Source organism: Pseudomonas syringae group sp. J254-4 (assembly GCF_032586855.1).
GTDB lineage: Bacteria > Pseudomonadota > Gammaproteobacteria > Pseudomonadales > Pseudomonadaceae > Aquipseudomonas > Aquipseudomonas amygdali.
In genome coordinates, this window is sequence record NZ_JAWHOO010000006.1 from 163477 (window position 1) to 185942 (window position 22466).

Genomic DNA, 22466 nt, shown 5'->3' on the forward strand with positions numbered 1-22466 from the left:
CGGTTGATCGCGCAGCCACGCAGTCAGCTCAACCCTTCCACTGCGCCCGGGGATCAAACGAGGAGCTGTCTGCCAGTTTCTGCCACAGTGCCCGGGTTGCCTCGTCGGTGTGCTTGGGCACAACGATTTTCAGCTGGGCGTAAAGGTCGCCCCGCTCGCCGCTCTTGTTCATCAGGCCGTTACCCTTGATCCGCAGGCGCTGACCGTTCTGACTGTCCGGGCGGATGGTCAGGTTGATCCTGCTGTTCAGCGTCGGTACCGCCACCTTGGTGCCCAGCACTGCTTCCCAGGGTGCTAGTGGAACGGTGATGACCAGATCATGGCCCTCGACCTCGAACAGAGGGTGCGGTGCAAGGCGAATGATCAGGTACAGATCGCCATTGGCACCCCCGCCCACTCCAGGCGCGCCCTGGCCCTTGAGACGAATGCGCTCGCCGTCAACGACGCCCGCTGGAATCTTCACATTCAGGGTCTTGGTAATATCGCTCATGCGCTGCCCGTTGGGGCTGTGCTGAGGCACCTTGAAACTGACCTGCTTGGATTCACCCGACAAGGTCTCCTCAAGGAAGACTGCCAGCTCCATCTCTACGTCCTGCCCAGTACGCCCCGGGTTGCGGGTACGGCCGCCCTGCTGTGGCCGACCACCGAAAATGGAGCTGAAAAACTCTGAAAAGTCTGCCGTTTCCTCGAATCCGCCAGCGCCTGCGCCAGCCCGGCTTTGCCAGCCTGGCGGGGTCTGGAACGGACGCCCCTGCCGACCGTACTTGCGCAGTTCATCGTACTCGGCGCGCTTGTCAGGGCTGCTGAGCACTTCGTAGGCTTCGGACGCTTCCTTGAACTTGTCTTCGGCGCCTGCTTCCTTGCTGACGTCAGGGTGATACTTGCGCGCCAGTTTGCGATAGGCGGTTTTGATCGCCTTGTCGTCCGCAGTCGGCTCAACGTCAAGTATCTTGTAGTAGTCTTTGAAATCCATGTAACGATCACCCATCCGAATTATCCGGCAAAGCCAGATACGCTGGCGTCACGCGCCCAGCTCCCTCTGTTCACGAGGTATCTGGATTACCTAACGTCGAAAATTTATAGATAGCCGGCCGTCTTTGCAGACGGGTCGATAGCTCGACAACATCGTGTTCGACAGCCAGGTCTACCGAGAATCCCTTCAAGATTGGGGGTAACGGGCTTCAGTTCAAGCCTTGACGGTAAATACAGTCAGGTAAATATAAGCGACGTGTCGCGCTACGCAATTGGCGCGCGCTGACATAAACTGCGCGGCCGTTTTTTGACTGGAACGTAAAAGACATGAATGACCAATCCCCGGCCCGTGCCTGCGGCATCGATTTCGGCACGTCCAACTCCACCGTCGGCTGGCAACGACCCGGCGTGGAATCGTTGATCGCGCTGGAGGACGACAAGATTACTCTACCGTCGGTGGTGTTCTTCAATATGGAGGAACGCCGCCCGGTGTATGGCCGTTTGGCGCTGCACGAGTATCTGGAAGGTTATGAAGGCCGCCTGATGCGCTCGCTCAAGAGCCTGCTGGGCTCAAAGCTGATCAAGCATGACACCAGCGTGCTGGGCACGGCGATGCCGTTCAAGGATTTGCTGGCGCTGTTTATCGGCGAGCTGAAAAAACGCGCCGAGCACACGGCCGGACGCGAGTTCGAGCAAGTGGTACTGGGCCGCCCGGTGCATTTCGTCGATGACGATGCACAGGCCGATCAGGAAGCCGAAGACACTCTGGCCGAAGTGGCCCGCAAGATCGGCTTCAAGGACGTGTCGTTCCAGTTCGAACCTATTGCTGCGGCATTCGACTACGAGTCCACCATCAAAGACGAAGAGCTGGTACTGATTGTCGACATCGGCGGCGGTACATCGGACTTCTCGCTAGTGCGCCTGTCACCTGAGCGACGCCAACACGATGACCGTCAACAAGACATTCTTGCCACGGGCGGCGTGCACATTGGCGGCACCGACTTCGACAAGCAGTTGAGCCTGCAAGGCGTAATGCCGCTGTTCGGTTACGGCAGCCGCATGAAAAGCGGCGCCTACATGCCGACCAGCCACCACATGAACCTGGCGACCTGGCACACCATCAATGCGGTGTACTCGCAAAAGTCGCAGCTGGCGCTGGGCAGCATGCGTTACGACATCGAAGACACCGGGGGCATCGACCGCCTGTTCAAGCTGATCGAACAGCGCGCCGGGCACTGGCTGGCCATGGAAGTGGAAGAAACCAAGATCCAGCTGACCCACGCTGAAAACCGCCATCTGCCAATGGACCGGGTGGAAGCAGGATTGAGTGTGGACCTGAGCCGGGTGATGTTCGAGGCGGCAATCGACGCTCAGCTTGAGCGTGTGCGCAACAGCGTGACGAAATTGCTGAGCGACGCGGGCGTGAGTGTCGAACAGGTCAACACGGTGTTCTTCACGGGTGGCTCGAGCGGCATCCCTGCCCTGCGCAACAGCGTCTCGGCCATGCTGCGCAACGCGCGCCACGTCGAAGGCAACATCTTCGGCAGCATCGGCAGCGGCCTGGCGATTGAAGCGAAGAAGCGCTACGGCTAGTGGTATGACTCGGAGCGCAGGCACGGTAGTTAAAGAACTATCGTTCCTCACGCTCCAGCGTGGGAATGCCGTTCGTGACGCTCTGCGTCACAGATTCCAGCCGCACCGCAGACTCTAGCCAGTCAGATATCCACGCGCCCTAGACCAACCCTTCCTTCTGCAACTCGCTCTTCAGGTACGCATAGTAAATCGGCCCTGCCACCACACCCGGCAGGCCGAATGCGGCTTCGAACAGCAGCATCGCCAGCAGCAACTCCCACGACTTGGCATTGATTTGCCCGCCGACGATGCGTGCATTGAGGAAATACTCGACCTTGTGAATCACGATCAGGTAACCCAGCGCAGCCAGCGCTACCCAGATCGAGATCGACATGCCGACAATGAAAATCAGCGTGTTCGACATCAGGTTGCCCACCACCGGCAACAGGCCGAGCAGGAACGTCATGATGATCAGGGTCTTGGTCAGCGGCAGGTGAATACCGCACAACGGCAGGACAATGGCCAGGAATACCGAAGTAAACGCAGTGTTGAGCAGGGAAATCTTGATCTGGGCGAAAACGATGTTGCGAAAAGCCCGGCTGACCAGATACAGACGATCGAACAGTGCGGCAGCCAGCGGCTTGCGCGCATGCACGTCGGAAATACGCTGCAAGGCGATGATCGCGCCCAGCACCATGCCGATCAGCATGGTGACGAACATGTGTGCCGCGCCCTTGCCGATCAGCTGCAACTCGCCGACGTGCTTCTGCAGCCACTGCCCAAGGGAGACCTGAAACTCCGCCGCACTGGCAGGCAGATAGGCATCAATGAACGGCGGTAGCTGACCCCGCGCGCGATCCACCAGGGTCATGAACTTGTCCAGCGAGGCCCCGGGGTTTTCGGCTTCGTGCAGCACAAAGCTGATCACACCGGCAAAAATCAGTGTCAGCAGGCTGACCACCACAGTACCCAGTAGCGCTACCGCCAGCCAGCGGGCGCGTTCGCCGGAGATGAGGCGCTGCAACTTGGGGGTCAGCATGTTGACCAGTTCGAACACCAACAGTCCGGCCAGCAGGCTGGGCAGCAACTTGAATGGCAACACCAATAACAGACCGCCAAATACAAGAATCCAGCTGGCTATTAACACCTGACGCGCAGAAAACGTTGGCATAGACCCTCAACGGGCAACACAAGGAAGGTGGGCAGTCTGCCAGCCTTCTTAGTCGAGAACCAGTGATCCGAAAGCCGGAAAAAGTGCGGCGCAATCATCTGCCCGATGATCGGCTCGATAACGGCGCCAAAGTGCAGTGTTTACTGCACCCGCGCGCCTGCTCCGTAACGATGGGTATGGCCGGAAAATTATTTCTTCTTGAGACAATCACTCATGAAACTCTTGCGAGCATCGCCCTTGAGTGCCTGAGTGCTGGCAGTCGCATTGCAGGTCTTCATCTTGTCGTGCTGGGTAGCTGCCGGCGCTGGTGCCGCTTTCAGGCAAGTGCTCATGAATGCCTTGCGCTCGTCGCCCTTCAGCGATTTGGCGCTGGCGTCGGCATTACAGGTGGTCATTTTGTTCTGCTGCGCAGTCGCCGCGAAACCCTGGGCAGACAGCATCAAGCCAACGAGCAACAAAGGAATACCGAGCTTCTTCATCGATCCACTCTCCAGAACCACTGCACCGGACGGCGCAGGCTGAGATTAAGTGTAGTCAGATGTTGCGACACATGACGGGGCAAACAGCATCGCTGCTGGCATTCTCGAACAACAGGCGGATAATTACGCCTCGCTTTAACGATGATTCCCTCATGCAATATGCTTTTCCACTGATTACCGTCCTTATCTGGGCGATCAATACGGCCGTCACCAAGGCGTCTGCCGGAGTGATCTTTCCGGCTGAAATAGGCTTTTATCGCTGGGCGCTGGCCGGCTTGCTGTTCACGCCCTTCATGCTCAGGCCTGTCTGGGCAAATCGCGCTGCAATCAAACCGGTGCTGGGCAAAATTTTCATTCTTGCCGTGCTCGGTACAGCGATGTACCAAAGCCTGGCGTATTTCGCAGCAAGCCTGACGACCGCCACCAACATGGGGATCATTCAGTCGCTGGTGCCCATGATGGCGCTGGGGCTGTCGATAGCCTGCCTGGGCAATCGCCTGACCTGTGGCGCGCTGCTGGGCGCTGTGCTGTCGTTTGTGGGAGTGGTAGTCGTAGTGTCGGCGGGCAATCCCGCGGAGCTGATCGAGCATGGCGTCAATCGGGGCGATGTGATGGTGCTGGTGGCCGCTGCGTCGTATGCGGTCTACAGCACGCTATTGAAGAAGTGGCAGTTGTGCCTGCCGCCCCTGCAATTGCTTTACGTGCAGATTCTACTGGCGCTTATCGTGTTGCTGCCGCCATTTATCCTGTCGGCAAAAACCGGCTTGAATGCCAGCAACATTCCGATGGTGCTGTACGCAGCCATTCCGACTTCCATGCTTGCGCCATGGTTGTGGATGACCTCGATAATGCGCCTGGGGCCCAGCCGCACAACGCTGTTCTTCAACCTGATGCCGATCGCCACGGCATTGATTGCCGCGGCGACGCTGGGCGAACAACTTGCGATCTATCACCTGTTCGGCGGAGCGCTGACCCTGTGCGGCGTCATCCTTGCAGAACGCTGGACGACTCCGCTGCGGTCAAAGGCGAGTTAGGCCGTCGCGCTGCCTTCGCTGCCCTCCACACTATGAATCGACACATCGGTGATTCCGGCGGCGTGAGCCATGCCGGCTTCACCGACTGAAAGATCGTCCAGCTCTACATGGTGCTTGAGCGCCAGCTCGTGTACCACTTCGATGATGGGCACATCCAGATTCTCGATGACGTCTACGTGGTGCTCGCCCAGCAAGGTGTACTCGATTTCATACAGTTCTTTATCGCTCATCGCATCTTCCTGGCCGTCACAGAGGAGCGGCTGATTAACGAACTACGGTCCGACAACCGATGACCGAGCCCAGGGCCGGACCCTAATGTCCGACCGTGCCATCAGATTGACCTCGCGGTTTCGGGAACGTGCTGGCGAATATTCAAAGGGCCACCTCGCGGTCATGGATCTTGTCGCAAGAGATACTGCCGTATCGCCATCTTTTTTTTCGAACTCTTACCCCGGTTTCCTGCTCAAAGTGCTACCGGGCCAAGACCGGCTCTGACATGTGGAGCAATAACGATGTACAAGAAAATCTTCGCGGCGACTTTTGTATTGGCGACGATGGCCGGCTGCAGCAACACAACCGTGCAGAACCCGGTGGATTACGTCACTTATCGCAACGAACCGCTGGTCAAGCAGGTTGAAAACGGCATGACACGCCAGCAGGTCCTGACCATCGGCGGCGAGCCGTCGAGCACTATCGAGCGTAAGGTCAACCCAGGCACCTGCAACAATTACGTTCTAGCCAAAGATGGCCACAAACAGGTTTACCACGTCAGCTTCAACAGCGACGGCCGTGTCACCAACAAAGGTTTCATGACCTGCGAACAACGCGAGAAGAACGAAAAAGCGATGTAACGGAAATAACTTACAGACGCCCGACGCGCAATGCGACGGGCGTTTCTATTTTGATGTTTAAGTATTAAACCCGTCATTAGACATTGCGTTTCAAACCACCGCCTGCGCCTTGAAACCAAGGTAAAAATTTGCTGCCATAGCACTCATCTTAAAATCACTACACCGCATCACTGATGACCAAGGAGAGGTTCATATGGCTTTCGACGCTTTTATTCAGATCGCAGACATTCCCGGCGAGGCGCTGGACGAGAAGTACAGCAAGTGGACCGAAATAACCGGCTATAACTTCGGCGTCAGCCAGAGCACTTCTGCCATCGCCAGCTCCTCGGGCGGCGCTTCATCCGGTCGTACCACCATGACCAACTTCACCTTCACCAAATACCTCGACAGCGCCAGTTGCAAGCTGATGGAAGCCAGCTGTGCAGGCCAGCACCTCAAAGAAGTGAAGCTGGTGCTGTGCCGCGCAGGCACCGACAAACTCAAATACTACGAAGTGGTTCTCGAGGAAGTCATCATCGCCGACTACACCCAGAGCGCAAGCGCCGGCATCCCCATCGAAATCGTACAGCTCAATTACGGCCGCATCAAAACCACCTACACCCTGCAGAAACGTGTCGATGGCACAGCAGGCGGTAACGTGGCTGGCGGCTGGGACCGGATCAATAATAAAAAGTACTCGTGAGGCACGACCATGGCCGAAGCACGATCCTTCATTAACTCCAGAACACAGACCTTCGATTCTTTGAAAGCCAACCTTGCGCTGCCAAAGAATGCCAAAGCCAAATTCGTCGCCCTCAATTCCCACATCTCGGGCGGCGTTGTACTGGCCGGTGAGTTGGTCATCGTCGGCGACGCGTCCACGCCCTCGTCTACCGCCCAGGAAGCTTTCCTGATGGCCAAGGCTGCGGAAGTGCATACAGCGTTGCTGGTGAATGGCGTGGAGGGAGATGACTTTTTTCTTGAGAATTTTGAGTTGCTCAAGCAGACGATTTCTTATACATCCATGGGGATAGGCGCCACGAGTGATGGCTGGGCCAAGCATATGGACGAGATCAAGAAAGCCCTTCAACAGATCGAAAAGCTCTACCGGGAACACATGGGCTCCGGCACGATGACCCAACGAGACGCTTTCTACGCCAAACGAACTGAGTTGTTCATGAAGCTTGATAAGCTGCTGAACAATTTTCTGGCGTATGGATCCGGACTGCGCAACGAAGGCTCGATCAAACGACTGCTTGGACTTTCGACTAATAGCTACATGCACACAGGAGAAATCGCGGGATACGCTGACAAGGTATCTGGCGTGGCCAAAGCCTCCAAATGGATCAAGAGAGGAACGTATATAGGGACTGCGCTTGAGGCGGGCGCCACAGGGCTTTCGATTCATAAGGCCTGTACGGTAGGCCGCGAGGAGCAATGTCAAAGGGCGAAATATGTGGAGGGGAGCTCATTACTGTTTAGTATCGGAGGCTCCACTGTTAGCGGGGCTGGGGGTGGGTACATAGCTGGCGGTATATGTCTTGTGGCGCTAGGTATCACAACAGGGCCTGGGGCACTGGCTTGCACTGTAATCGGGGGTGCAGCTGGAGGATGGGTAGGCGGAGAAGGAGGCCAATGGGTCGGCGAGCGAATTGGAGAGTACATTTATGAGGCAGTTTCAAAATGACAAATATCCCAGTAGGCTTGATCGGTATACTCATAATGGTACCTATGATACTCAACCTTTTCGCCACCGCTATCATTGCGCATAAGTACGTTGAGATCATTGAGGAGCAGCTACCAAACTGCTCTTCCGTACAGACCATTAGAGAGGCATGGTCAGGTGGAGGCCTGCTCGGAAAGGTTATGCGCGGCGGCGTTATTTCAGTAGTGCTAATGTTACCAAAACTAAGCGCCAGAAGAGGAGTCATTGATGCCTCGGAGGTTGAACGCCTTCCAGCACGTTACAAAAACCTCTTGATCATTCCGACAACCATAACCTTTATTTTATTCACAGCGATGATGGCGCTCAGAATCGCCGGACACTACCTAGGACTTTAAGGTACTAGACGAGATCAAAAATTGACCAGTATCGAGTCAGGATTAGCAGACATTATTATCTTTACAATTATGGCGCTCAGCTTGCCCTCTATTATTTATGTAGCGCACATTTACACAGGTGGAATCGAATCACAGCTACCAAAATCCTCATTCGTCTCATCAAACCGAAAAGTACTGTACGCAGGTGGCTTACCCGGCAAACTTAAAGGCTGACTGATGCAGATGAGTTGAACAAATTCACTGGCCATCTCAAGAGGAGATTACTAATACCCGGACAATTCCATTGGCGTGCGCCGCAGCGCCGAGTCATCTTCTAGCGCACTGATTAAGCTTCAGGGCATTGTAATTCTCACATCTTCTAAAGTTCAGAGACGCAAAAAATCAGCTCAAACAGGGAGCCAACGTATTGAACACTGTAGAGCCTGGCATCATAGCCGGCATCATCATGGCTTCAGTATTTCTAAATTTGATTACAATGGCATATACAGCACATCGGTACATCGACACTGTCGAGTCACACCTATCGAACTGTCAGTTTGTAAATGATTATAAGCGACTGTATGCAGGTGATGATTTACGCAGCAAAGTGCAGCGCCTTTGGATGGCTGCATTGGTTTTATCGACGCCGGGCCTGCTTATCAGAAGGAAACTCGTCGATCCTCAGGATCTTAAAAACTTTCCTGCGGAGCTCAAAGTGCGCATTCTGGCGGCGTGGATGATCGGCATGCTAGCCATGACGGCATCCGTGATATTTTATTTCTGGACCAAATACCTCTAACGAGCAGCGTCTGACGCCCAGTCCATTTCTGAAAAAATCATTACCGCGCCCCAAAGAATCCTTCAGAGCGCAGTGTCCACGCAAACAAGCAGGTTGACGCTTAGAAAACCAGCTTGAACAGGGCGATGACCACGACCAGGCCGATCAGAAAGATGATGCCGACGGTGCTTCCCAGAAACTTAAGCATTGTGTATCTCCACGATTTATTTGGGTCTCATGGTTGGGACCGCAGCGTTCTGCACTCGTTTCTTATATTTTTACATTCAGTCACAACCGTCCGCACCGGCGAAAATCCGATAAAACTTTTCCCCTCCTCCAGCACTCACAACCTTTGCTGATCCTGCCGGGCAACACACAGAGCGGGACAGCAAAACCTGATGAACCCTGGAGATAAATGATGATTTCTGCACCGCAATCACAGCTTTCCGATGTAAATACTCTGCGCCAGCGTGCGCGCCAGAACGTTGAGAATGGTGCTGTGACTGAAGGTTACAGCGCTGACCGCGAAACCGTACTGCGCCTGCTCAATGAGTCGCTGGCCACCGAGCTGGTCTGTGTGCTGCGCTACAAACGCCACTACTACATGGCGTCGGGCCTCAAGGCGAGCGTGGCGGCAGCCGAGTTTCTGGAGCACGCCGAACAGGAAGCACAGCACGCCGACAAACTGGCCGAGCGTATCGTGCAACTGGGCGGCGAGCCGGAATTCAACCCGGACCTGCTGTCGAAGAACTCCCACGCACAATACGTTGCGGGCAATACGCTGAAGGAAATGGTCTACGAAGACCTGGTTGCCGAGCGCATCGCGGTCGACAGCTATCGCGAGATCATTCAGTACATCGGTGACAGCGATCCGACCACCCGCCGTATCTTTGAAGAGATTCTTGCTCAGGAAGAAGAGCACGCCGACGACATGTCGGACATCCTCGAAGGCCTGTAACAAGCGGCGACAAGTGAAAAGCCAGGACCTGTGTCCTGGCTTTTTTGTGGACAACTGGAATGCGTGACTGCTGCACAACTATCGTTCCGCACGCTCCAGCGTTCGTCGCACGTATTTTTTGTGGGAGCTAGCTTGCTCGCGAAGAAGCCATTACAGCCCCCTGAAAACAGGGCGCGTGGACCATCGCTTTCGTGAGCAAGCTCACTCCCACGGGAATCGCCACTCAGCCTGATGCCACGGTGCCAGCCCCGTTTCCGGGATCTTCAGGACTTGTGTATAACGCTGACAACTCCAGCGCGACAGTACATTTCTGGAAATCACTTCACCGTCTTCGGCGCCTTGCCGGTGCGCATCTGCTCCAGCAGCGGGCCGCATTGGTTCGGTGCGCTATCGCCGGTCGCGACCAGCGCCAGCAAACCGGCCACCGGGCCTACGGTCGCACCGAGCAGGACCATGCCGGCGCCGCGCAGCAGTAACGGGCCGGACTGCACGCCTGCATTGGGCTTGGCGAACGGGCCGTTGACATACAGTGGCGAGCGCAGCGAGAACACGCGGAAGCCCTTGGACTCCGGGTTGACCTGCAGGTCCAGCTGCTCTGTCTTCATATTTGCGGTGCCATTGATGTAGATGATGGCGTTCTCGGTATCGAAGACGAACAGCCGACTGGTCGCCAAGCCGTCCTTGATGCCAAAGTCAGAAGCCGCGCAATTGATCTTCACGTCCTTGTCGCCAAACAACTTGCCCACCACGTAGTTGCCTACGTTGAGCCCGGCGATCTCCATCAGGCCACGGCTGATCGCGCCGTCGTTGACCAGCATTTTCATTTCACCGTTGGCGGTGCCGAGCAAAGCGGCAACCGAGTTGCCTCGGCCACTGATGTCGGCATCGCCGTTCAGCTCACCGAAGCTGGTTTTCATCGGTTCAAAGGTCGGGAACAGCTGCTTGAGCTTGAAGTTGCGCGCCGACAGCTTCGCCCTGCCCTGCAACGGTTTGTTGCGACCGTCGAGGCGGATATCCGCATCCAGCTTGCCGCCTGCCACTCCAAAGCGCAGCGGCTCCAGGCTCAATTGACCATCGTTGAGAATCAGATGGGTATACAGGTCGGTGAACGGTAAGTCCGGGCTTTGCACAATGCGCTTGCCGGTGAACTCCACGTCGGCATCCATCGCTCGCCAGCGGTCAGTCTGAAACTCTTCTACGGGCAGGACCTTGCCCGACGGCTGCTTGCTCTCGCCACCGCGTTTTTTCTGAGCGGCATTCGAGTCCGCACCAATCAGCGGCGCGAGGTCGCTGAACAACAACTGATTGGACACCAGCACGCCGCTCAGCTTCGGCCGTGGCTGGCTGGCGACGTAACCCAGATCGCCGTGGATATCGCTGTTGCCGATCTTGCCGTTGAAGCCTTCGTAACGAAAGTTGGCCCCTGCCGGGTCATGCAGTTTAGCGATCAGGCGGCCATCAGTGGAGTAAGCCGGAGAGTCCGGCAGGGTAACGCCGGTCAGCGGGTACAGATTGCTCAGGCTCGCGCCGGAAAGTTTAAGGCGCAGATCCAGCGCACCCAGGTTCTGTGGGTCGGTCAGGGTCCCGGCGATGACCGCATGAGTATCACCGACCTTCACATCGGCCTGCACCGGGAAAGGCTGACTGGCATCCTTGAGCGCCAGAAGGCCACCCACCTTGCCGGTGCCGCTCAGTTTCTGACCGTGGTACTGGCCTGTTACAGCCAGACCAAACGCATAGTCCTGAGGTACTGCGCCCTTTTCCTGAGCCTTTTGCGCTTCCTTGCTGCCAACGATTTCGCCAAACGGGATCGGCTTGCCGAGCAAGTCGATCACCACATCCAGATTGGCATTCAGTGTCTGGTCATTGAAACTCACCAGTCCCTTGTCGAACTTGATGGCTCCGATATCCACCACCCACTTGGAAGGTTCAGCGTTCGGGTCGGATTTGGGCAGGTCGAACACCCAGTTGGCGCGACCATCGGCCAGCCGCTCAAGCTTTGCCTCGGGGCCGGTCAAATCGATACGCGGAATGACCACTTGCTGAGCCAGCAGTGGCAACAGCGACAGACGAAACTCAACGTGCTTGAGAGTGACCATCTGCGGGGTTTTCGACCACTCGGGATTACCCAGTGTCAGGTCATCGGCCACGAAGTGCGGAGACGGCACCCAGGCACGCCAGCCACCGAGCTCGGGCTCGCGCGTCCAGCGCACATCCAGGTCACCATTGATGGCGAACGGGCGATGCAGCGCTTCGCTGACTTTCTCATTGAGGGTAGGTTTGATGCGATTCCAGTCGAACGTGACAAGCACAATGACCAGTATGGCCAGCACCACCAATAACGTGGCACCTGTCCAGGCGAAAATCTTGCGGCTGCGCGTCATGCGTGACTCTCCAGAAAACAGCGCCCCGACCCTGGCGCGCTGAATACGACATGAATGTTCGACTGAAAAACGCGCCGAGGGTTTGATTTGAATACGAAATCGCACCAAAGGCCAGCACCTGTATTGCAACGCACGCCGAAGCGACTCACTGAAAACCCTTTCGACGCAGGTTAAGCGCATTTGCTAAAGTGCAACCCAGCCTAATCCAAGAATCGTTTGAGCCATGCTGCCCCGCGCCGAACAGAAACAACAGACCCGAAGAGCCTTGCTTGATGCTGCCCATCAGTTGATGGAAAGCGGGCGCGGCTTCGGCAGCCTGAGCCTGCGGGAAGTGGCGCGCACGGCGGGCATCGTGCCGACCGGGTTTTATCGCCACTTCGAAGACATGGACCAGTTGGGCCTGGCGCTGGTGAGTGAGGTCGGCCAGACCTTCCGCGAAACCATCCGGCTGGTACGCCACAATGAATTCGCCATGGGCGGGCTGATTCGCGCGTCGGTGAAGATATTTCTAGAGCGTGTAGCGGCCAATCGCTCGCAGTTTCTGTTTCTGGCCCGTGAACAGTATGGCGGCTCTCTTAAAGTGCGTCAGGCTCTGGGGGCTCTGCGCGAGGGCATCAGCGCCGACCTGACGGCCGACCTGGCAAAAATGCCCAAATGGCAGCACCTGAACGCTGACGCGCTGTCGATCATCGCCGACCTTGTGGTCAAAAGCGTGTTCGCCATGCTGCCGGAACTGATCGACCCTCCACCCGCTTCGCTTGCACCGCACCTGACACCTCAGGCCAAGATTACCCAGCAACTGCGCTTCATCTTTATCGGCGCACGGCACTGGCGTGGGCTAGGTAGTCACGATTGAGCGTCAGTTGAAGCCAGCCAGAGCACCAAAATAGATCACTTTTTTCGTTGCGCACCATTAGTGATCACGTCAAGGCCGTGCACAATTAAAAAGTCAGGCATTTCCGCCAGCGATTTCCTACAGCCTGCCCTGTTGGCAAGCCCCTTGCTCTGATTTGAAGCATCGTAATTGGCTGGAAGCTATCTAATGCTGGTGATTCACAACCGAATCGAACCTCAGGCCGAATGGGCCGCCGAGCTGCATTTGAATTTCGAGGCACGCAGCAAGAGTCGCCTGCGCTGCTTCAGTGCGGAAAACGAAGACGTCGGCCTGTTTCTGCAACGCGGTCAATCGCCCCTGCGCGATGGCGAGTTTCTGCAGGCCGAAGATGGCCGCGTGGTGCGCGTTTGCGCACGCCCGGAAAAGCTGATGCACGTTACTTGCAGCAGCACCTTCGAACTGACCCGCGCGGCCTATCATCTCGGCAATCGTCACGTAGCCCTGCAGGTCGGCGACGGCTGGTTGCGCCTGCTCGATGACTACGTGCTCAAGGCTATGCTCGATCAACTCGGTGCCACCGTCGAAACCATCGAAGCGCCGTTCCAGCCGGAACATGGTGCCTATGGCGGTGGGCATCACCACTCGCGTGCAGGCGAAGAGGATTTCAACTATCCGCCCCGCATGCACCAGTTCGGCGTGCGCAAGTGAACAGCGCCTGGGCGCTTTTGCGTCTGGCCAGCCCGCAGCTGCCGATTGGCGGCTACAGCTATTCACAAGGGCTGGAAATGGCCGTGGAGCAGTCCATCGTGGTGGACCCGCAGACTGCAGGGCGCTGGATAAGCGATCAGCTGTTGCTCAATCTCGCTCGCTTTGAGGCACCCTTGCTGCTGGCCCATTGTGAAGCAGCGTCAGCCGGTGACTGGGGCCAACTGCTGCAAGTCAGCGAGCAACACCGCGCCAGCCGCGAAACGCGCGAGCTGCATCAGGAAAGCCGGCAGATGGGTTATTCCTTGCAACAACTGCTCAATGGCCTGCCTGAGCTGGATCGCGATGCACGCCACTTTCTTGAACAGACTGCAGAGCCACACCTGGCCCTGGGCTGGGCGCTGGCCTCACGTGCCTGGCAGATCAGCCCGCAAGACGCGCTGGCCGCATGGCTGTGGAGCTGGCTGGAAAACCAGCTGGCCGTGCTGATGAAAACCCTGCCACTCGGCCAGCAAGCTGCGCAACGCCTGACCAGCGAGCTGTTGCCGTTACTGCAGCAAGCGCAGGTCAATGCCTCCCGACAAGATACCCACCATGCAGGCAGCGCGGCCTTCGGCCTGTCCCTGGCGAGCATGGCGCATGAACGTCAATACAGCCGGTTATTCCGGTCCTGATCAGTATTTATGGAGAACTCAATGAACAGCCAACCTCTGCGCGTCGGCATCGGTGGCCCGGTAGGGTCCGGCAAGACAGCCCTGACCCTGGCGCTGTGCCTGGCATTGCGCGACCGCTATAACCTGGCGGTCGTGACCAACGATATCTATACCCGCGAAGACGCTGACTTTCTGGTGCGCAACGAGGCACTGGCCCCTGAGCGCATCATCGGCGTTGAAACCGGTGGTTGCCCGCATACCGCCATTCGTGAAGACGCGTCGATCAACCTGGAGGCGGTTGACCAGCTCAATCGTCGCTTTGAGGGCCTGGACCTGATCATTGTCGAATCCGGTGGCGATAACCTTTCCGCGACCTTCAGCCCGGAGCTTTCCGACCTGACCATTTACGTGATCGACGTGTCGGCCGGCGACAAGCTGCCGCGCAAAGGTGGCCCGGGTATCTGCAAGTCAGATCTGCTGGTGATCAACAAGATAGACCTCGCACCGCTGGTGGGCGCGTCACTGGAAATGATGGACAGCGACACGCGCAGGATGCGTGGCGAAAAGCCTTTCGTGTTCAGCAACCAGAAAACCGGTCAGGGTCTGGAGCAGATCATTGCCTTCATTGAACGCCAGGGTCTGCTGACTGCAGCCGCCTGAATTCACAACCAAAAGGAACCCGTCGATGAACTACAAAAAAGCCCTTGGCGCCCTCGCGCTGCTGCTGATCCCGACTCTGGCGATGGCCCACCCCGGTCATGGCGATAACGGCCTGATAGCGGGTATCAGCCACCCGATTGGCGGTCTGGATCATTTGCTGGCAATGCTTGCCGTCGGCTTGTGGGCCGCACAACAGCAAGGTTCCGCACGCTGGGCGCTGCCCTGCACCTTCGTCGGCACCATGCTGATCGGTGGCGTGCTGGGCTTTGAAGGTCTGAACCTGCCAGCACTGGAAAGCGGCATTGCCGCGTCGGTACTGGCGCTGGGTCTGGCTGTGGCACTGGCAGTGCGTCCGCCCTTGGCACTGGCCGTTGCAGCGACAGCACTGTTTGCGTTGTTCCACGGTGTGGCGCATGGCCTTGAGCTTCCTGACATGTCCAGCCCATGGGCTTACGCAGCAGGCTTCGTGGCAGCAACTGCAGCCTTGCATGCGGCAGGTTATGCCGTGGTTCGCGTATTGCCTCAGGCGGCAGCACCGCTGGTGCGCATCGCAGGTGCAGCTTCTGCGGCAACGGGTGTGTGGTTGCTGGCGGGCTGATCGGATTTCCGGCTGATCGTGCCCACTTGGCCTGGAACAATCAGCCGGGGACGATCAGCGGGAAAGCGCAGGAATGCGGTACAGGTAGAGCAGCACTGCGCTGGCAAACGCCAGCAGGCAGACCGGCAAAGGGTGCAAGCCGAACAGCACCGCGATGGCGGCGATCCAGGCGGGCAGCCCGGCAGCGAGAAAGGCCACACGGCGGACAGCAGCCAGTTTGAGCCATGCTGCCGGTTCTTCCGGCGTGTCGAGTGCAGCCTGGGTAGCCGTTAACGCGCGCTTGTAAGCCCCGAAGGGCTTCAGGCTGACGAACATCGAGCCTATCCCGGCAATGAACAGCGGTATCGCCAAAACAGGGATGAGCGGCTCGCTGGCACCGAAAAACACACAGACCACAAGCAATGGCGCCAATGTCAGACCCAATTGACGCCACCAAGCCATTTCCAGCTTTTGGCGCACCTCGCTGCGTGTCACGCGGGGCCGACCTCACTTTGATGCTCGTTACCCATCATGTGCCCCAGCTTGCCCGCCTTGGTCGCCAGATAAAGGCGGTTGTGCGGGTTTTGTCCGGTGTGCAACGGCACACGCTCGGCGACCTTGATGCCCATGTCGGTCAAGGCTTTGACCTTGCGCGGGTTATTGGTCATCAGACGCAGCGACTGAACGCCCAGATGTTGAAGCATCGGCAGGCAGATCGCGTAATCGCGCTGGTCGGCGGCAAAGCCCAGACGCTCATTGGCCTCTACCGTGTCGGCACCGCCATCCTGCAGCTCGTAGGCGCGGATCTTGTTCATCAGGCCGATACCGCGCCCTTCCTGACGCAGATACAGCAATACGCCGCGCCCTTCGGTAGCAATGGCGCGCAGGGCGGCCTCAAGTTGTGAGCCGCAATCGCAACGCTGGCTGAACAGGGCGTCGCCTGTCAGGCATTCGGAATGCACGCGGCCAAGAACCGGCGCACCGTCCGCCACATCGCCCAGACTCAGGACGACATGTTCTCGGCCGGTTGCCGACTCGATAAAGCCGTGCATGGCAAACTCTGCAAAGGGGGTGGGCAGTTTGGAAGCGGCGACAAATACGACGGGCACCGTGTGCTCCTGATCAGTATGAAGACTGGAAATTCGCAAGATTCGCATTGTAACAGCAGGTTCCTGCGGACGCTCAGGCTGAATTCTCGGGCGTTTAGATCATAAAGTTCGATAGATAGATGCAGTGCATCGCTTCACTGCGCACTGCCGAAATGCTGGTAGCCACGCGTATCGGGCGTGACATCCAGCCCTGCGCCGTCGACAACAATGACACCCTGGCCCTTCTCTACCCGGCCAATCACATGCACCGGCCAGCCTTCATCCAGCAAGCTGGCAAGGTGCCCGGACGGCAGCGTGAAAGCCAGAATGTAATCGTCGCCACCGCTGAGCGCAGCCTGCCGGGCAGACGGCAGATCGAACAACGTCAGCAACTGATCAGACATCGGCAGCCTGTCACGCTCGACGACCAGCCGGACGCCTGATGCACGGGCAATGTGTCCGCAATCAGCCAGCAGCCCATCGGAGATGTCCAGCGCCGACGTCGCCCTGCCCCGCAATGCCTGCCCCAGCGCCAGTTGCGGTTGCGGCGACCAGTAGCGGGCCAGCAACGCCTCGGCAATCGAAGCCTCGGTGCTGCGTTGCTTCAAGACCAGGGGCAACGCACCTGCGCCATCACCCAGCGCGCCGCCAACGCAGAGCAAGTCACCCGCGCAAGCGCCGCTGCGCGTCAGGGCCGAGCCGGCTGGAACAGCGCCGAACACCGTCAGCGTCAGGCTCAAGGGCCCGCGTGTGGTATCGCCGCCGATCAAACGCAGCGAACAGCCCTGCGCCATGTGATTGAGGCCGCGAGCAAATGCCTGCAGCCAGTCGGCATCGACCTGCGGCAGGGTCAAGGCAAGGGTAAACGCGACAGGACGAGCACCCATTGCCGCCAGATCACTGGCAGACACCGCCAGCGCACGCTGGCCGAGCAGGAAAGGGTCACAGGCTTCAGGAAAATGCACCCCGGCAACCAGGGTATCGGTCGAGATCGCCAACTGCTCGCCGGGCGCTAACGCCAGCAGCGCGCAGTCGTCGCCGACCCCCAGAGCAACTTCCCCGCCTGCCTGCGCACAAGGCGCAGCGGCGAAGTAATTGCGGATCAGCTCGAACTCTCCCATAAAGGTCAGGCGCGAATCAGCGCTTGTGGGCCTTCACTTCGACTTCACGCAGGCGCGGTGCCAGCTTGTCCAGCACACCATTGACGAACTTGTGGCCGTCAGTAGAACCGTAGACTTTGGCCAGCTCGATGCCTTCGTTGATTACAACGCGGTAAGGCACGTCGATGCGCTTGAGCAGCTCGAAGGTGGACAGGCGCAGGACGGCCAGTTCAACCGGGTCGAGTTCTTCGATGGTCAGGTCGAGGCAAGGCGAGAGCGCGGTGTCGATCTCGGTCTTGTTGGTGGCCACACCGTGCAGCAGCTCACGGAAGTAGGCGCCGTCGACATTGCTGAAATCGTTGTCTACACGAAACTGTGCTTCGATCTCGTTCAACGCATGGCCAGCCATGTGCCACTGATAAAGGGCCTGAGTAGCCATCTGCCGCGCTTCGCGACGTTTGGCACTTTTGCCCTTGGCAGCTTCCGGCGATTTGGCGTCGCGCGGGTTGAACTGGTCGGTATCGTCGGAAATCACTTGGCCTCCAGCTGCGACAGCAGGCTTACCATTTCAATGGCGGACAGAGCAGCTTCAGCGCCCTTGTTACCGGCCTTGGTACCGGAACGTTCGATGGCCTGCTCGATGGAGTCGACGGTCAGTACGCCGAAAGCGACCGGAACGCCGAACTCCATGGACACCTGAGACAAGCCTTTGACGCACTCGCCTGCAACGTATTCGAAGTGCGGAGTACCGCCACGGATCACCGCACCCAGCGCGACGATGGCCGCGAATTCGCTGCGCTGGGCAACTTTCTGCACGACCAGCGGGATTTCGAACGCACCCGGCGCACGGATGATGGTGATGTCGCTTTCGCTGACACCGTGGCGTACCAGCGCATCAACGGCACCGCTAACCAGGCTTTCCACGACGAAGCTGTTGAAACGGCCCACTACCAAGGCGTAGCGGCCTTGTGGGGCGATGAAGGTACCTTCGATGGTCTTCAAGGTCATTCGGTGAGTCTCGTATTAAAGAGCAAGCCCGCCTTGGGGCGGACTTTGAGGGATATTAGGCCACGAATCGCAACTGTCAGGCCAAAAGCTGCGAAAAAACCGTCTTTCGCACGCCCCGACCTGCCGGTATTTATTCGGAGGGAACGTATTCTACAACTTCCAGATCGAAACCGGATATCGCATTGAACTTCATCGGTGAACTCATCAGGCGCATTTTGCGCACGCCGAGGTCACGAAGGATCTGCGAACCGGCACCCACCGTGCTGTAAGTGGTCGGCGTCTTGATCGGTTGCTGCCCTGCCGTTTCGCGAATGTGAGCCAGCAGCACATCGCCATCCAGCGGATGACCGAGCAACAGCACAACGCCACTGCCAGCCTCGGAAACCGCTCGCATGGCGGCGCGCAGGCTCCAGCGGCCGGGCTGTTTGACCATCAGCAGGTCGCGAAGCGGGTCCATGTTATGAACACGCACGAGGGTTGGTTCTTCTGCGCAGATCTTGCCCAGGGTCAGCGCCAGATGCACATCTCCCTCGACCGAATCGCGGTAGGTCACCAGGTTGAAACTGCCCAGTTCGCTGTCCATCGGCTGCTCGGCAATCCGCTGAACGGTACGTTCGTGGATCATCCGGTAGTGAATAAGGTCGGCGATGGTGCCGATCTTGATGTCGTGTTGCCGGGCAAATTCTTCGAGTTCGGCACGTCGCGACATGGTGCCGTCATCGTTCATGACTTCGCAGATCAGGCCCGTCGGCTCGAAACCGGCCATGCGCGCCAGGTCGCAGGCCGCCTCGGTATGACCGGCACGCGCCAGGGTGCCGCCAGCCTGGGCCATGAGCGGGAAAATATGCCCAGGGCTGACGATGTCTTCAGCCTTCGCGTCCTTGGCAGCGGCAGCCTGCACAGTACGTGCGCGGTCGGCTGCCGAGATGCCGGTGGTCACGCCTTCGGCAGCTTCGATGGAAACGGTGAACTTGGTGCCGAAGCCCGAACCGTTGCGCGCTGCCATCAGCGGCAGCTTGAGGGTTTCGCAGCGCTCGCGGGTCATCGGCATGCAGATCAGGCCACGGGCGAAGCGCGCCATGAAGTTGATGTGCTCGGGCTGCACGCATTCGGCGGCCATGATCAGGTCGCCTTCGTTCTCACGGTCTTCGTCATCCATGAGGATGACCATCTTGCCCTGGCGAATGTCTTCAACCAGTTCTTCGATAGTGTTGAGCGCCACGCGGCACCCCCTTGATTCAGGATTTGAGGTAGCCGTTCTCGGCCAGAAAGCTTTCGGTGATCGTGCCGTGGCCCGGCTCGGCGGCCTTGTCACCCAGCAGCAGGCGCTCCAGGTAACGTGCCAGCAGGTCTACTTCCAGGTTGACCTTACGGCCAGGCTGGTAGTCGGCCATGATGGTTTCGCTGAGGGTGTGCGGCACGATGGTCAGTTCGAACTCGGCACCATTGACCGAGTTGACCGTCAGGCTGGTGCCGTCGACCGTGATAGAGCCTTTATGGGCGATGTATTTGGCCAGTTCACGTGGCGCACGCACCGTAAACTGAATGGCGCGGGCGTTGTCCGCACGGGCGACGATTTCGCCCACGCCGTCGACATGACCGCTGACCAGATGGCCGCCCAGACGCGTAGTCGGGGTCAGGGCCTTTTCCAGGTTGACCCGGCTGCCGCTCTTGAGGTCGACAAAGGCGGTGACGGTCAGGGTTTCCCGGCTGACATCAGCCCAGAAGCCATCACCGGGCAATTCGACAGCGGTAAGGCATACGCCATTCACGGCAATGCTGTCGCCGAGTTTGACGTCGGTCAGGTCAAGCTTGCCGGTTTCCACATAAACGCGGACGTCGCCGCCTTTCGGAGTCAGGGCGCGGATGCTGCCAATGGATTCGATAATGCCGGTAAACATGGGTCCTCCGGGAGAACAAGGGCTGCGCGCAAGGCGAAAGCCGGGAATTATACGCCGGGTGCGCGCACAGGGAGAGCGATGACTCGCCAGTCATTACCGACGGCACGCATTTCCACGATGTTCAGCTCCAGCGCTTCGCTCATCTGCGCCAGCGGCAGGTCGAGCAGCGGCCGGGCCGATGAGCCGAGAAACTTGCCGGCGATGAAGAGCTGAAATTCGTCGACCAGCCCGAGACGCGCAAAGGCACCCGCCAGCCGCGGACCGGCTTCGACCAGCACTTCATTGACGCCACGCGTGGCCAGTTCGCCCATCAACTTGCGCAGGTCGACGTGACCGGCACTGTCAGCCAGTGCCAGCATCTCGTGGCCCTCTTCCTGATAGCGGCCTCGCGCCGACGCCGCAGCACAGGTCACGACCAGCGCGCTGCCCGCCTGAAAGAACGGCGCGTCCAGCGGCACGCGCAGACGACCGTCAATCAATACCCGCAGGGGCGGACGCGCAGCGGCCAGCGCGGTCAATTCTGCATTGAGCCCCAACTCATCGGGGCGCACGGTGAGACGAGCCTTGTCGGCCAGCACCGTATCGGCACCGGTCAACACTACGCTCGACTGCGCGCGCAGACGCTGAACGGCAGAACGCGCCTCGGGACCGGTGATCCACTGGCTTTCGCCGCTGGCCATAGCGGTTCGGCCATCCAGGCTCATGGCTATCTTGACCCGCACGTACGGCAGGCCGGTTTCCATGCGCTTGAGAAAGCCTTTGTTCAGCGCTCGCGCTTCGCTTTCCAGCACGCCGCATTGAACGCCGATACCGGCATTCATGAGGCGCAACAGGCCACGGCCGGAGACTTCGGGATTGGGGTCCTGCATCGCAGCGACAACCCGCGCCACTCCGGCTTCGATCAGTGCATCGGCACAGGGCGGTGTGCGCCCCTGGTGACTGCACGGTTCGAGGGTGACGTAAGCGGTCGCGCCTCTGGCCAGCTCGCCAGCCTGGCGCAAGGCATGCACTTCGGCATGCGGCTCACCGGCCCGTACATGCCAGCCTTCGCCAACGATCCGGCCTTCACGCACGATCACGCAGCCGACTCGCGGGTTGGGATGCGTGGAGTAGAGCCCGTTACGCGCCAGTTCCAGCGCACGCGCCATGTAATGAACGTCGAGAGCCGCCTGTTCAGTCAGCAATGCACTTATTCCTTACCCGGGTCGCGGGCCAGACGGTCGATTTCTTCACGAAATTCGTTGAGATCCTGAAAGCGGCGGTACACCGAGGCGAAGCGGATGTAGGCCACTTCATCGAGCTTTTGCAGCTCGGCCATGACCAGTTCGCCAACCACCAGCGATTTGACTTCGCGCTCGCCGGTCGCCCGCAGCTTGTGCTTGATGTGCACCAGTGCCGCCTCAAGTCGCTCGACACTCACCGGACGCTTTTCAAGCGCACGTTGCATACCGGCGCGCAGTTTTTCTTCATCGAAAGGCTGACGACTGCCATCCTGTTTGATCAGACGCGGCAAAACCAGCTCGGCAGTTTCGAACGTCGTGAAGCGCTCGCCGCAGGCCAGACACTCGCGTCGGCGGCGTACTTGCTCGCCTTCGGCGACGAGGCGGGAGTCGATGACTTTGGTGTCATTGGCACCGCAGAAGGGACAGTGCATGGTGGCTGGCAACGAAAGAATGAGGAGCGCCATGTTAGCGCATCCTGCTGGCAAGACAAGGCTGAGG

The 22466-nt window shown here is 58.5% G+C and carries 27 protein-coding genes; 13 read left to right on the top strand and 14 right to left on the bottom strand.

Annotated elements, in window-relative coordinates; all coding sequences use genetic code 11:
- Window positions 1-28: 28 nt before the first annotated feature.
- Window positions 29-973, bottom strand: a complete 945-nt coding sequence (gene cbpA / locus RYB09_RS10105; RefSeq protein WP_002555407.1) for a curved DNA-binding protein — start codon at window positions 971-973, stop codon at window positions 29-31.
- A 326-nt stretch (window positions 974-1299) separates the two neighbouring features.
- Here cbpA and RYB09_RS10110 point away from each other — a divergent pair, with 326 nt between their 5' ends.
- Complete coding sequence (locus RYB09_RS10110; protein WP_316888192.1) at window positions 1300-2565, top strand: Hsp70 family protein; 1266 nt, start codon at window positions 1300-1302, stop codon at window positions 2563-2565.
- 139 nt (window positions 2566-2704) lie between these two features.
- Here RYB09_RS10110 and RYB09_RS10115 read toward each other — a convergent pair whose 3' ends face one another.
- Together RYB09_RS10115 and RYB09_RS10120 are read right to left on the bottom strand one after the other, a co-directional pair.
- The gene (locus RYB09_RS10115; RefSeq protein ID WP_002555409.1) at window positions 2705-3715 is read right to left on the bottom strand and encodes an AI-2E family transporter; all 1011 of its coding nucleotides are present in this window, start codon (window positions 3713-3715) and stop codon (window positions 2705-2707) included.
- A gap of 188 nt (window positions 3716-3903) precedes the next feature.
- Entirely contained in the window at window positions 3904-4194 is a 291-nt protein-coding gene (locus RYB09_RS10120; RefSeq protein ID WP_316888194.1) for a PsiF family protein, read from the bottom strand.
- Between the two features lie 152 nt (window positions 4195-4346).
- Here RYB09_RS10120 and RYB09_RS10125 point away from each other — a divergent pair, with 152 nt between their 5' ends.
- Entirely contained in the window at window positions 4347-5228 is an 882-nt protein-coding gene (locus tag RYB09_RS10125) for a DMT family transporter (RefSeq protein WP_058402651.1), read from the top strand.
- Here the strand turns inward: RYB09_RS10125 and RYB09_RS10130 are convergent.
- On the bottom strand, window positions 5225-5458 hold the full coding sequence (locus RYB09_RS10130) for a hypothetical protein (protein ID WP_002555412.1): 234 nt from the start codon (window positions 5456-5458) through the stop codon (window positions 5225-5227). The two genes, RYB09_RS10125 and RYB09_RS10130, sit on opposite strands and share 4 nt — an antisense overlap.
- A gap of 282 nt (window positions 5459-5740) precedes the next feature.
- Between RYB09_RS10130 and osmE the strand changes: the two genes are divergently transcribed.
- The 6 genes from osmE to RYB09_RS10160 all read left to right on the top strand — a co-directional run bounded on the left by osmE (window position 5741) and on the right by RYB09_RS10160 (window position 9834).
- Complete coding sequence (osmE, locus tag RYB09_RS10135; protein WP_002555413.1) at window positions 5741-6079, top strand: osmotically-inducible lipoprotein OsmE; 339 nt, start codon at window positions 5741-5743, stop codon at window positions 6077-6079.
- Window positions 6080-6272: 193 nt separating this feature from the next.
- On the top strand, window positions 6273-6761 hold the full coding sequence (locus tag RYB09_RS10140; RefSeq protein ID WP_316888197.1) for a type VI secretion system tube protein Hcp: 489 nt from the start codon (window positions 6273-6275) through the stop codon (window positions 6759-6761).
- A 9-nt stretch (window positions 6762-6770) separates the two neighbouring features.
- Window positions 6771-7745, top strand: coding sequence for a hypothetical protein (locus tag RYB09_RS10145; protein ID WP_316888198.1), 975 nt, complete (start codon window positions 6771-6773; stop codon window positions 7743-7745).
- Complete coding sequence (locus tag RYB09_RS10150) at window positions 7742-8119, top strand: hypothetical protein (RefSeq protein ID WP_004666324.1); 378 nt, start codon at window positions 7742-7744, stop codon at window positions 8117-8119. Before RYB09_RS10145 ends, RYB09_RS10150 begins: the two co-directional genes overlap by 4 nt.
- A gap of 406 nt (window positions 8120-8525) precedes the next feature.
- Window positions 8526-8897: a hypothetical protein gene (locus RYB09_RS10155; protein ID WP_005730426.1), complete on the top strand. Its 372-nt coding sequence runs from the start codon at window positions 8526-8528 to the stop codon at window positions 8895-8897.
- Window positions 8898-9294: 397 nt separating this feature from the next.
- Complete coding sequence (locus RYB09_RS10160; RefSeq protein ID WP_004655820.1) at window positions 9295-9834, top strand: bacterioferritin; 540 nt, start codon at window positions 9295-9297, stop codon at window positions 9832-9834.
- A 317-nt stretch (window positions 9835-10151) separates the two neighbouring features.
- On the opposite strand, the gene RYB09_RS10165 is transcribed toward RYB09_RS10160, so the two are convergent.
- Entirely contained in the window at window positions 10152-12218 is a 2067-nt protein-coding gene (locus tag RYB09_RS10165) for an AsmA family protein (protein ID WP_219170316.1), read from the bottom strand.
- Between the two features lie 223 nt (window positions 12219-12441).
- Here RYB09_RS10165 and RYB09_RS10170 point away from each other — a divergent pair, with 223 nt between their 5' ends.
- The 5 genes from RYB09_RS10170 to RYB09_RS10190 all read left to right on the top strand — a co-directional run bounded on the left by RYB09_RS10170 (window position 12442) and on the right by RYB09_RS10190 (window position 15669).
- A complete protein-coding gene (locus RYB09_RS10170) occupies window positions 12442-13074 on the top strand; it encodes a TetR family transcriptional regulator (RefSeq protein ID WP_002555418.1) in 633 nt (210 codons plus the stop codon).
- Between the two features lie 186 nt (window positions 13075-13260).
- On the top strand, window positions 13261-13761 hold the full coding sequence (ureE, locus tag RYB09_RS10175; RefSeq protein ID WP_002555419.1) for an urease accessory protein UreE: 501 nt from the start codon (window positions 13261-13263) through the stop codon (window positions 13759-13761).
- A complete protein-coding gene (locus tag RYB09_RS10180) occupies window positions 13758-14432 on the top strand; it encodes an urease accessory protein UreF (protein WP_316888203.1) in 675 nt (224 codons plus the stop codon). Before ureE ends, RYB09_RS10180 begins: the two co-directional genes overlap by 4 nt.
- A 21-nt stretch (window positions 14433-14453) precedes the next feature.
- Window positions 14454-15071, top strand: a complete 618-nt coding sequence (ureG, locus tag RYB09_RS10185; RefSeq protein ID WP_003368915.1) for an urease accessory protein UreG — start codon at window positions 14454-14456, stop codon at window positions 15069-15071.
- A gap of 25 nt (window positions 15072-15096) precedes the next feature.
- Window positions 15097-15669 carry a HupE/UreJ family protein gene (locus tag RYB09_RS10190; protein WP_058402657.1) on the top strand — a complete coding sequence of 191 codons (573 nt, stop codon included), beginning with the start codon at window positions 15097-15099 and terminating at the stop codon, window positions 15667-15669.
- A 54-nt stretch (window positions 15670-15723) separates the two neighbouring features.
- Here RYB09_RS10190 and RYB09_RS10195 read toward each other — a convergent pair whose 3' ends face one another.
- The 9 genes from RYB09_RS10195 to nrdR all read right to left on the bottom strand — a co-directional run bounded on the left by RYB09_RS10195 (window position 15724) and on the right by nrdR (window position 22399).
- A complete protein-coding gene (locus RYB09_RS10195) occupies window positions 15724-16143 on the bottom strand; it encodes an MFS transporter (RefSeq protein ID WP_122259627.1) in 420 nt (139 codons plus the stop codon).
- A complete protein-coding gene (gene ribA, locus RYB09_RS10200; protein ID WP_024675310.1) occupies window positions 16140-16757 on the bottom strand; it encodes a GTP cyclohydrolase II in 618 nt (205 codons plus the stop codon). Before ribA ends, RYB09_RS10195 begins: the two co-directional genes overlap by 4 nt.
- A 134-nt stretch (window positions 16758-16891) precedes the next feature.
- Entirely contained in the window at window positions 16892-17857 is a 966-nt protein-coding gene (gene thiL / locus RYB09_RS10205; RefSeq protein ID WP_316888208.1) for a thiamine-phosphate kinase, read from the bottom strand.
- Window positions 17858-17873: 16 nt separating this feature from the next.
- Window positions 17874-18371: a transcription antitermination factor NusB gene (nusB, locus tag RYB09_RS10210; RefSeq protein ID WP_002555426.1), complete on the bottom strand. Its 498-nt coding sequence runs from the start codon at window positions 18369-18371 to the stop codon at window positions 17874-17876.
- Entirely contained in the window at window positions 18368-18844 is a 477-nt protein-coding gene (gene ribE / locus RYB09_RS10215) for a 6,7-dimethyl-8-ribityllumazine synthase (protein ID WP_002555427.1), read from the bottom strand. Before ribE ends, nusB begins: the two co-directional genes overlap by 4 nt.
- 130 nt (window positions 18845-18974) lie before the next feature.
- The gene (ribBA, locus tag RYB09_RS10220; RefSeq protein ID WP_316888209.1) at window positions 18975-20066 is read right to left on the bottom strand and encodes a bifunctional 3,4-dihydroxy-2-butanone-4-phosphate synthase/GTP cyclohydrolase II; all 1092 of its coding nucleotides are present in this window, start codon (window positions 20064-20066) and stop codon (window positions 18975-18977) included.
- Window positions 20067-20082: 16 nt separating this feature from the next.
- Entirely contained in the window at window positions 20083-20745 is a 663-nt protein-coding gene (locus RYB09_RS10225) for a riboflavin synthase (protein ID WP_058402661.1), read from the bottom strand.
- 47 nt (window positions 20746-20792) lie between these two features.
- Window positions 20793-21893 carry a bifunctional diaminohydroxyphosphoribosylaminopyrimidine deaminase/5-amino-6-(5-phosphoribosylamino)uracil reductase RibD gene (gene ribD / locus RYB09_RS10230; protein ID WP_316888253.1) on the bottom strand — a complete coding sequence of 367 codons (1101 nt, stop codon included), beginning with the start codon at window positions 21891-21893 and terminating at the stop codon, window positions 20793-20795.
- A gap of 41 nt (window positions 21894-21934) precedes the next feature.
- A complete protein-coding gene (gene nrdR, locus RYB09_RS10235) occupies window positions 21935-22399 on the bottom strand; it encodes a transcriptional regulator NrdR (RefSeq protein ID WP_316888254.1) in 465 nt (154 codons plus the stop codon).
- Window positions 22400-22466: the final 67 nt, after the last annotated feature.

Bases quoted from the DNA above. Each gene is read 5' to 3' on its own strand.
- cbpA (WP_002555407.1), bottom strand. From the start codon at position 973: ATGGATTTCAAAGACTACTACAAGATACTTGACGTTGAGCCGACTGCG.
- RYB09_RS10110 (WP_316888192.1), top strand. From the start codon at position 1,300: ATGAATGACCAATCCCCGGCCCGTGCCTGCGGCATCGATTTCGGCACG.
- RYB09_RS10115 (WP_002555409.1), bottom strand. From the start codon at position 3,715: ATGCCAACGTTTTCTGCGCGTCAGGTGTTAATAGCCAGCTGGATTCTT.
- RYB09_RS10120 (WP_316888194.1), bottom strand. From the start codon at position 4,194: ATGAAGAAGCTCGGTATTCCTTTGTTGCTCGTTGGCTTGATGCTGTCT.
- RYB09_RS10125 (WP_058402651.1), top strand. From the start codon at position 4,347: ATGCAATATGCTTTTCCACTGATTACCGTCCTTATCTGGGCGATCAAT.
- RYB09_RS10130 (WP_002555412.1), bottom strand. From the start codon at position 5,458: ATGAGCGATAAAGAACTGTATGAAATCGAGTACACCTTGCTGGGCGAG.
- osmE (WP_002555413.1), top strand. From the start codon at position 5,741: ATGTACAAGAAAATCTTCGCGGCGACTTTTGTATTGGCGACGATGGCC.
- RYB09_RS10140 (WP_316888197.1), top strand. From the start codon at position 6,273: ATGGCTTTCGACGCTTTTATTCAGATCGCAGACATTCCCGGCGAGGCG.
- RYB09_RS10145 (WP_316888198.1), top strand. From the start codon at position 6,771: ATGGCCGAAGCACGATCCTTCATTAACTCCAGAACACAGACCTTCGAT.
- RYB09_RS10150 (WP_004666324.1), top strand. From the start codon at position 7,742: ATGACAAATATCCCAGTAGGCTTGATCGGTATACTCATAATGGTACCT.
- RYB09_RS10160 (WP_004655820.1), top strand. From the start codon at position 9,295: ATGATTTCTGCACCGCAATCACAGCTTTCCGATGTAAATACTCTGCGC.
- RYB09_RS10165 (WP_219170316.1), bottom strand. From the start codon at position 12,218: ATGACGCGCAGCCGCAAGATTTTCGCCTGGACAGGTGCCACGTTATTG.
- RYB09_RS10170 (WP_002555418.1), top strand. From the start codon at position 12,442: ATGCTGCCCCGCGCCGAACAGAAACAACAGACCCGAAGAGCCTTGCTT.
- ureE (WP_002555419.1), top strand. From the start codon at position 13,261: ATGCTGGTGATTCACAACCGAATCGAACCTCAGGCCGAATGGGCCGCC.
- ureG (WP_003368915.1), top strand. From the start codon at position 14,454: ATGAACAGCCAACCTCTGCGCGTCGGCATCGGTGGCCCGGTAGGGTCC.
- RYB09_RS10190 (WP_058402657.1), top strand. From the start codon at position 15,097: ATGAACTACAAAAAAGCCCTTGGCGCCCTCGCGCTGCTGCTGATCCCG.
- thiL (WP_316888208.1), bottom strand. From the start codon at position 17,857: ATGGGAGAGTTCGAGCTGATCCGCAATTACTTCGCCGCTGCGCCTTGT.
- ribE (WP_002555427.1), bottom strand. From the start codon at position 18,844: ATGACCTTGAAGACCATCGAAGGTACCTTCATCGCCCCACAAGGCCGC.
- RYB09_RS10225 (WP_058402661.1), bottom strand. From the start codon at position 20,745: ATGTTTACCGGCATTATCGAATCCATTGGCAGCATCCGCGCCCTGACT.
- ribD (WP_316888253.1), bottom strand. From the start codon at position 21,893: ATGGCGCGTGCGCTGGAACTGGCGCGTAACGGGCTCTACTCCACGCAT.
- nrdR (WP_316888254.1), bottom strand. From the start codon at position 22,399: ATGCACTGTCCCTTCTGCGGTGCCAATGACACCAAAGTCATCGACTCC.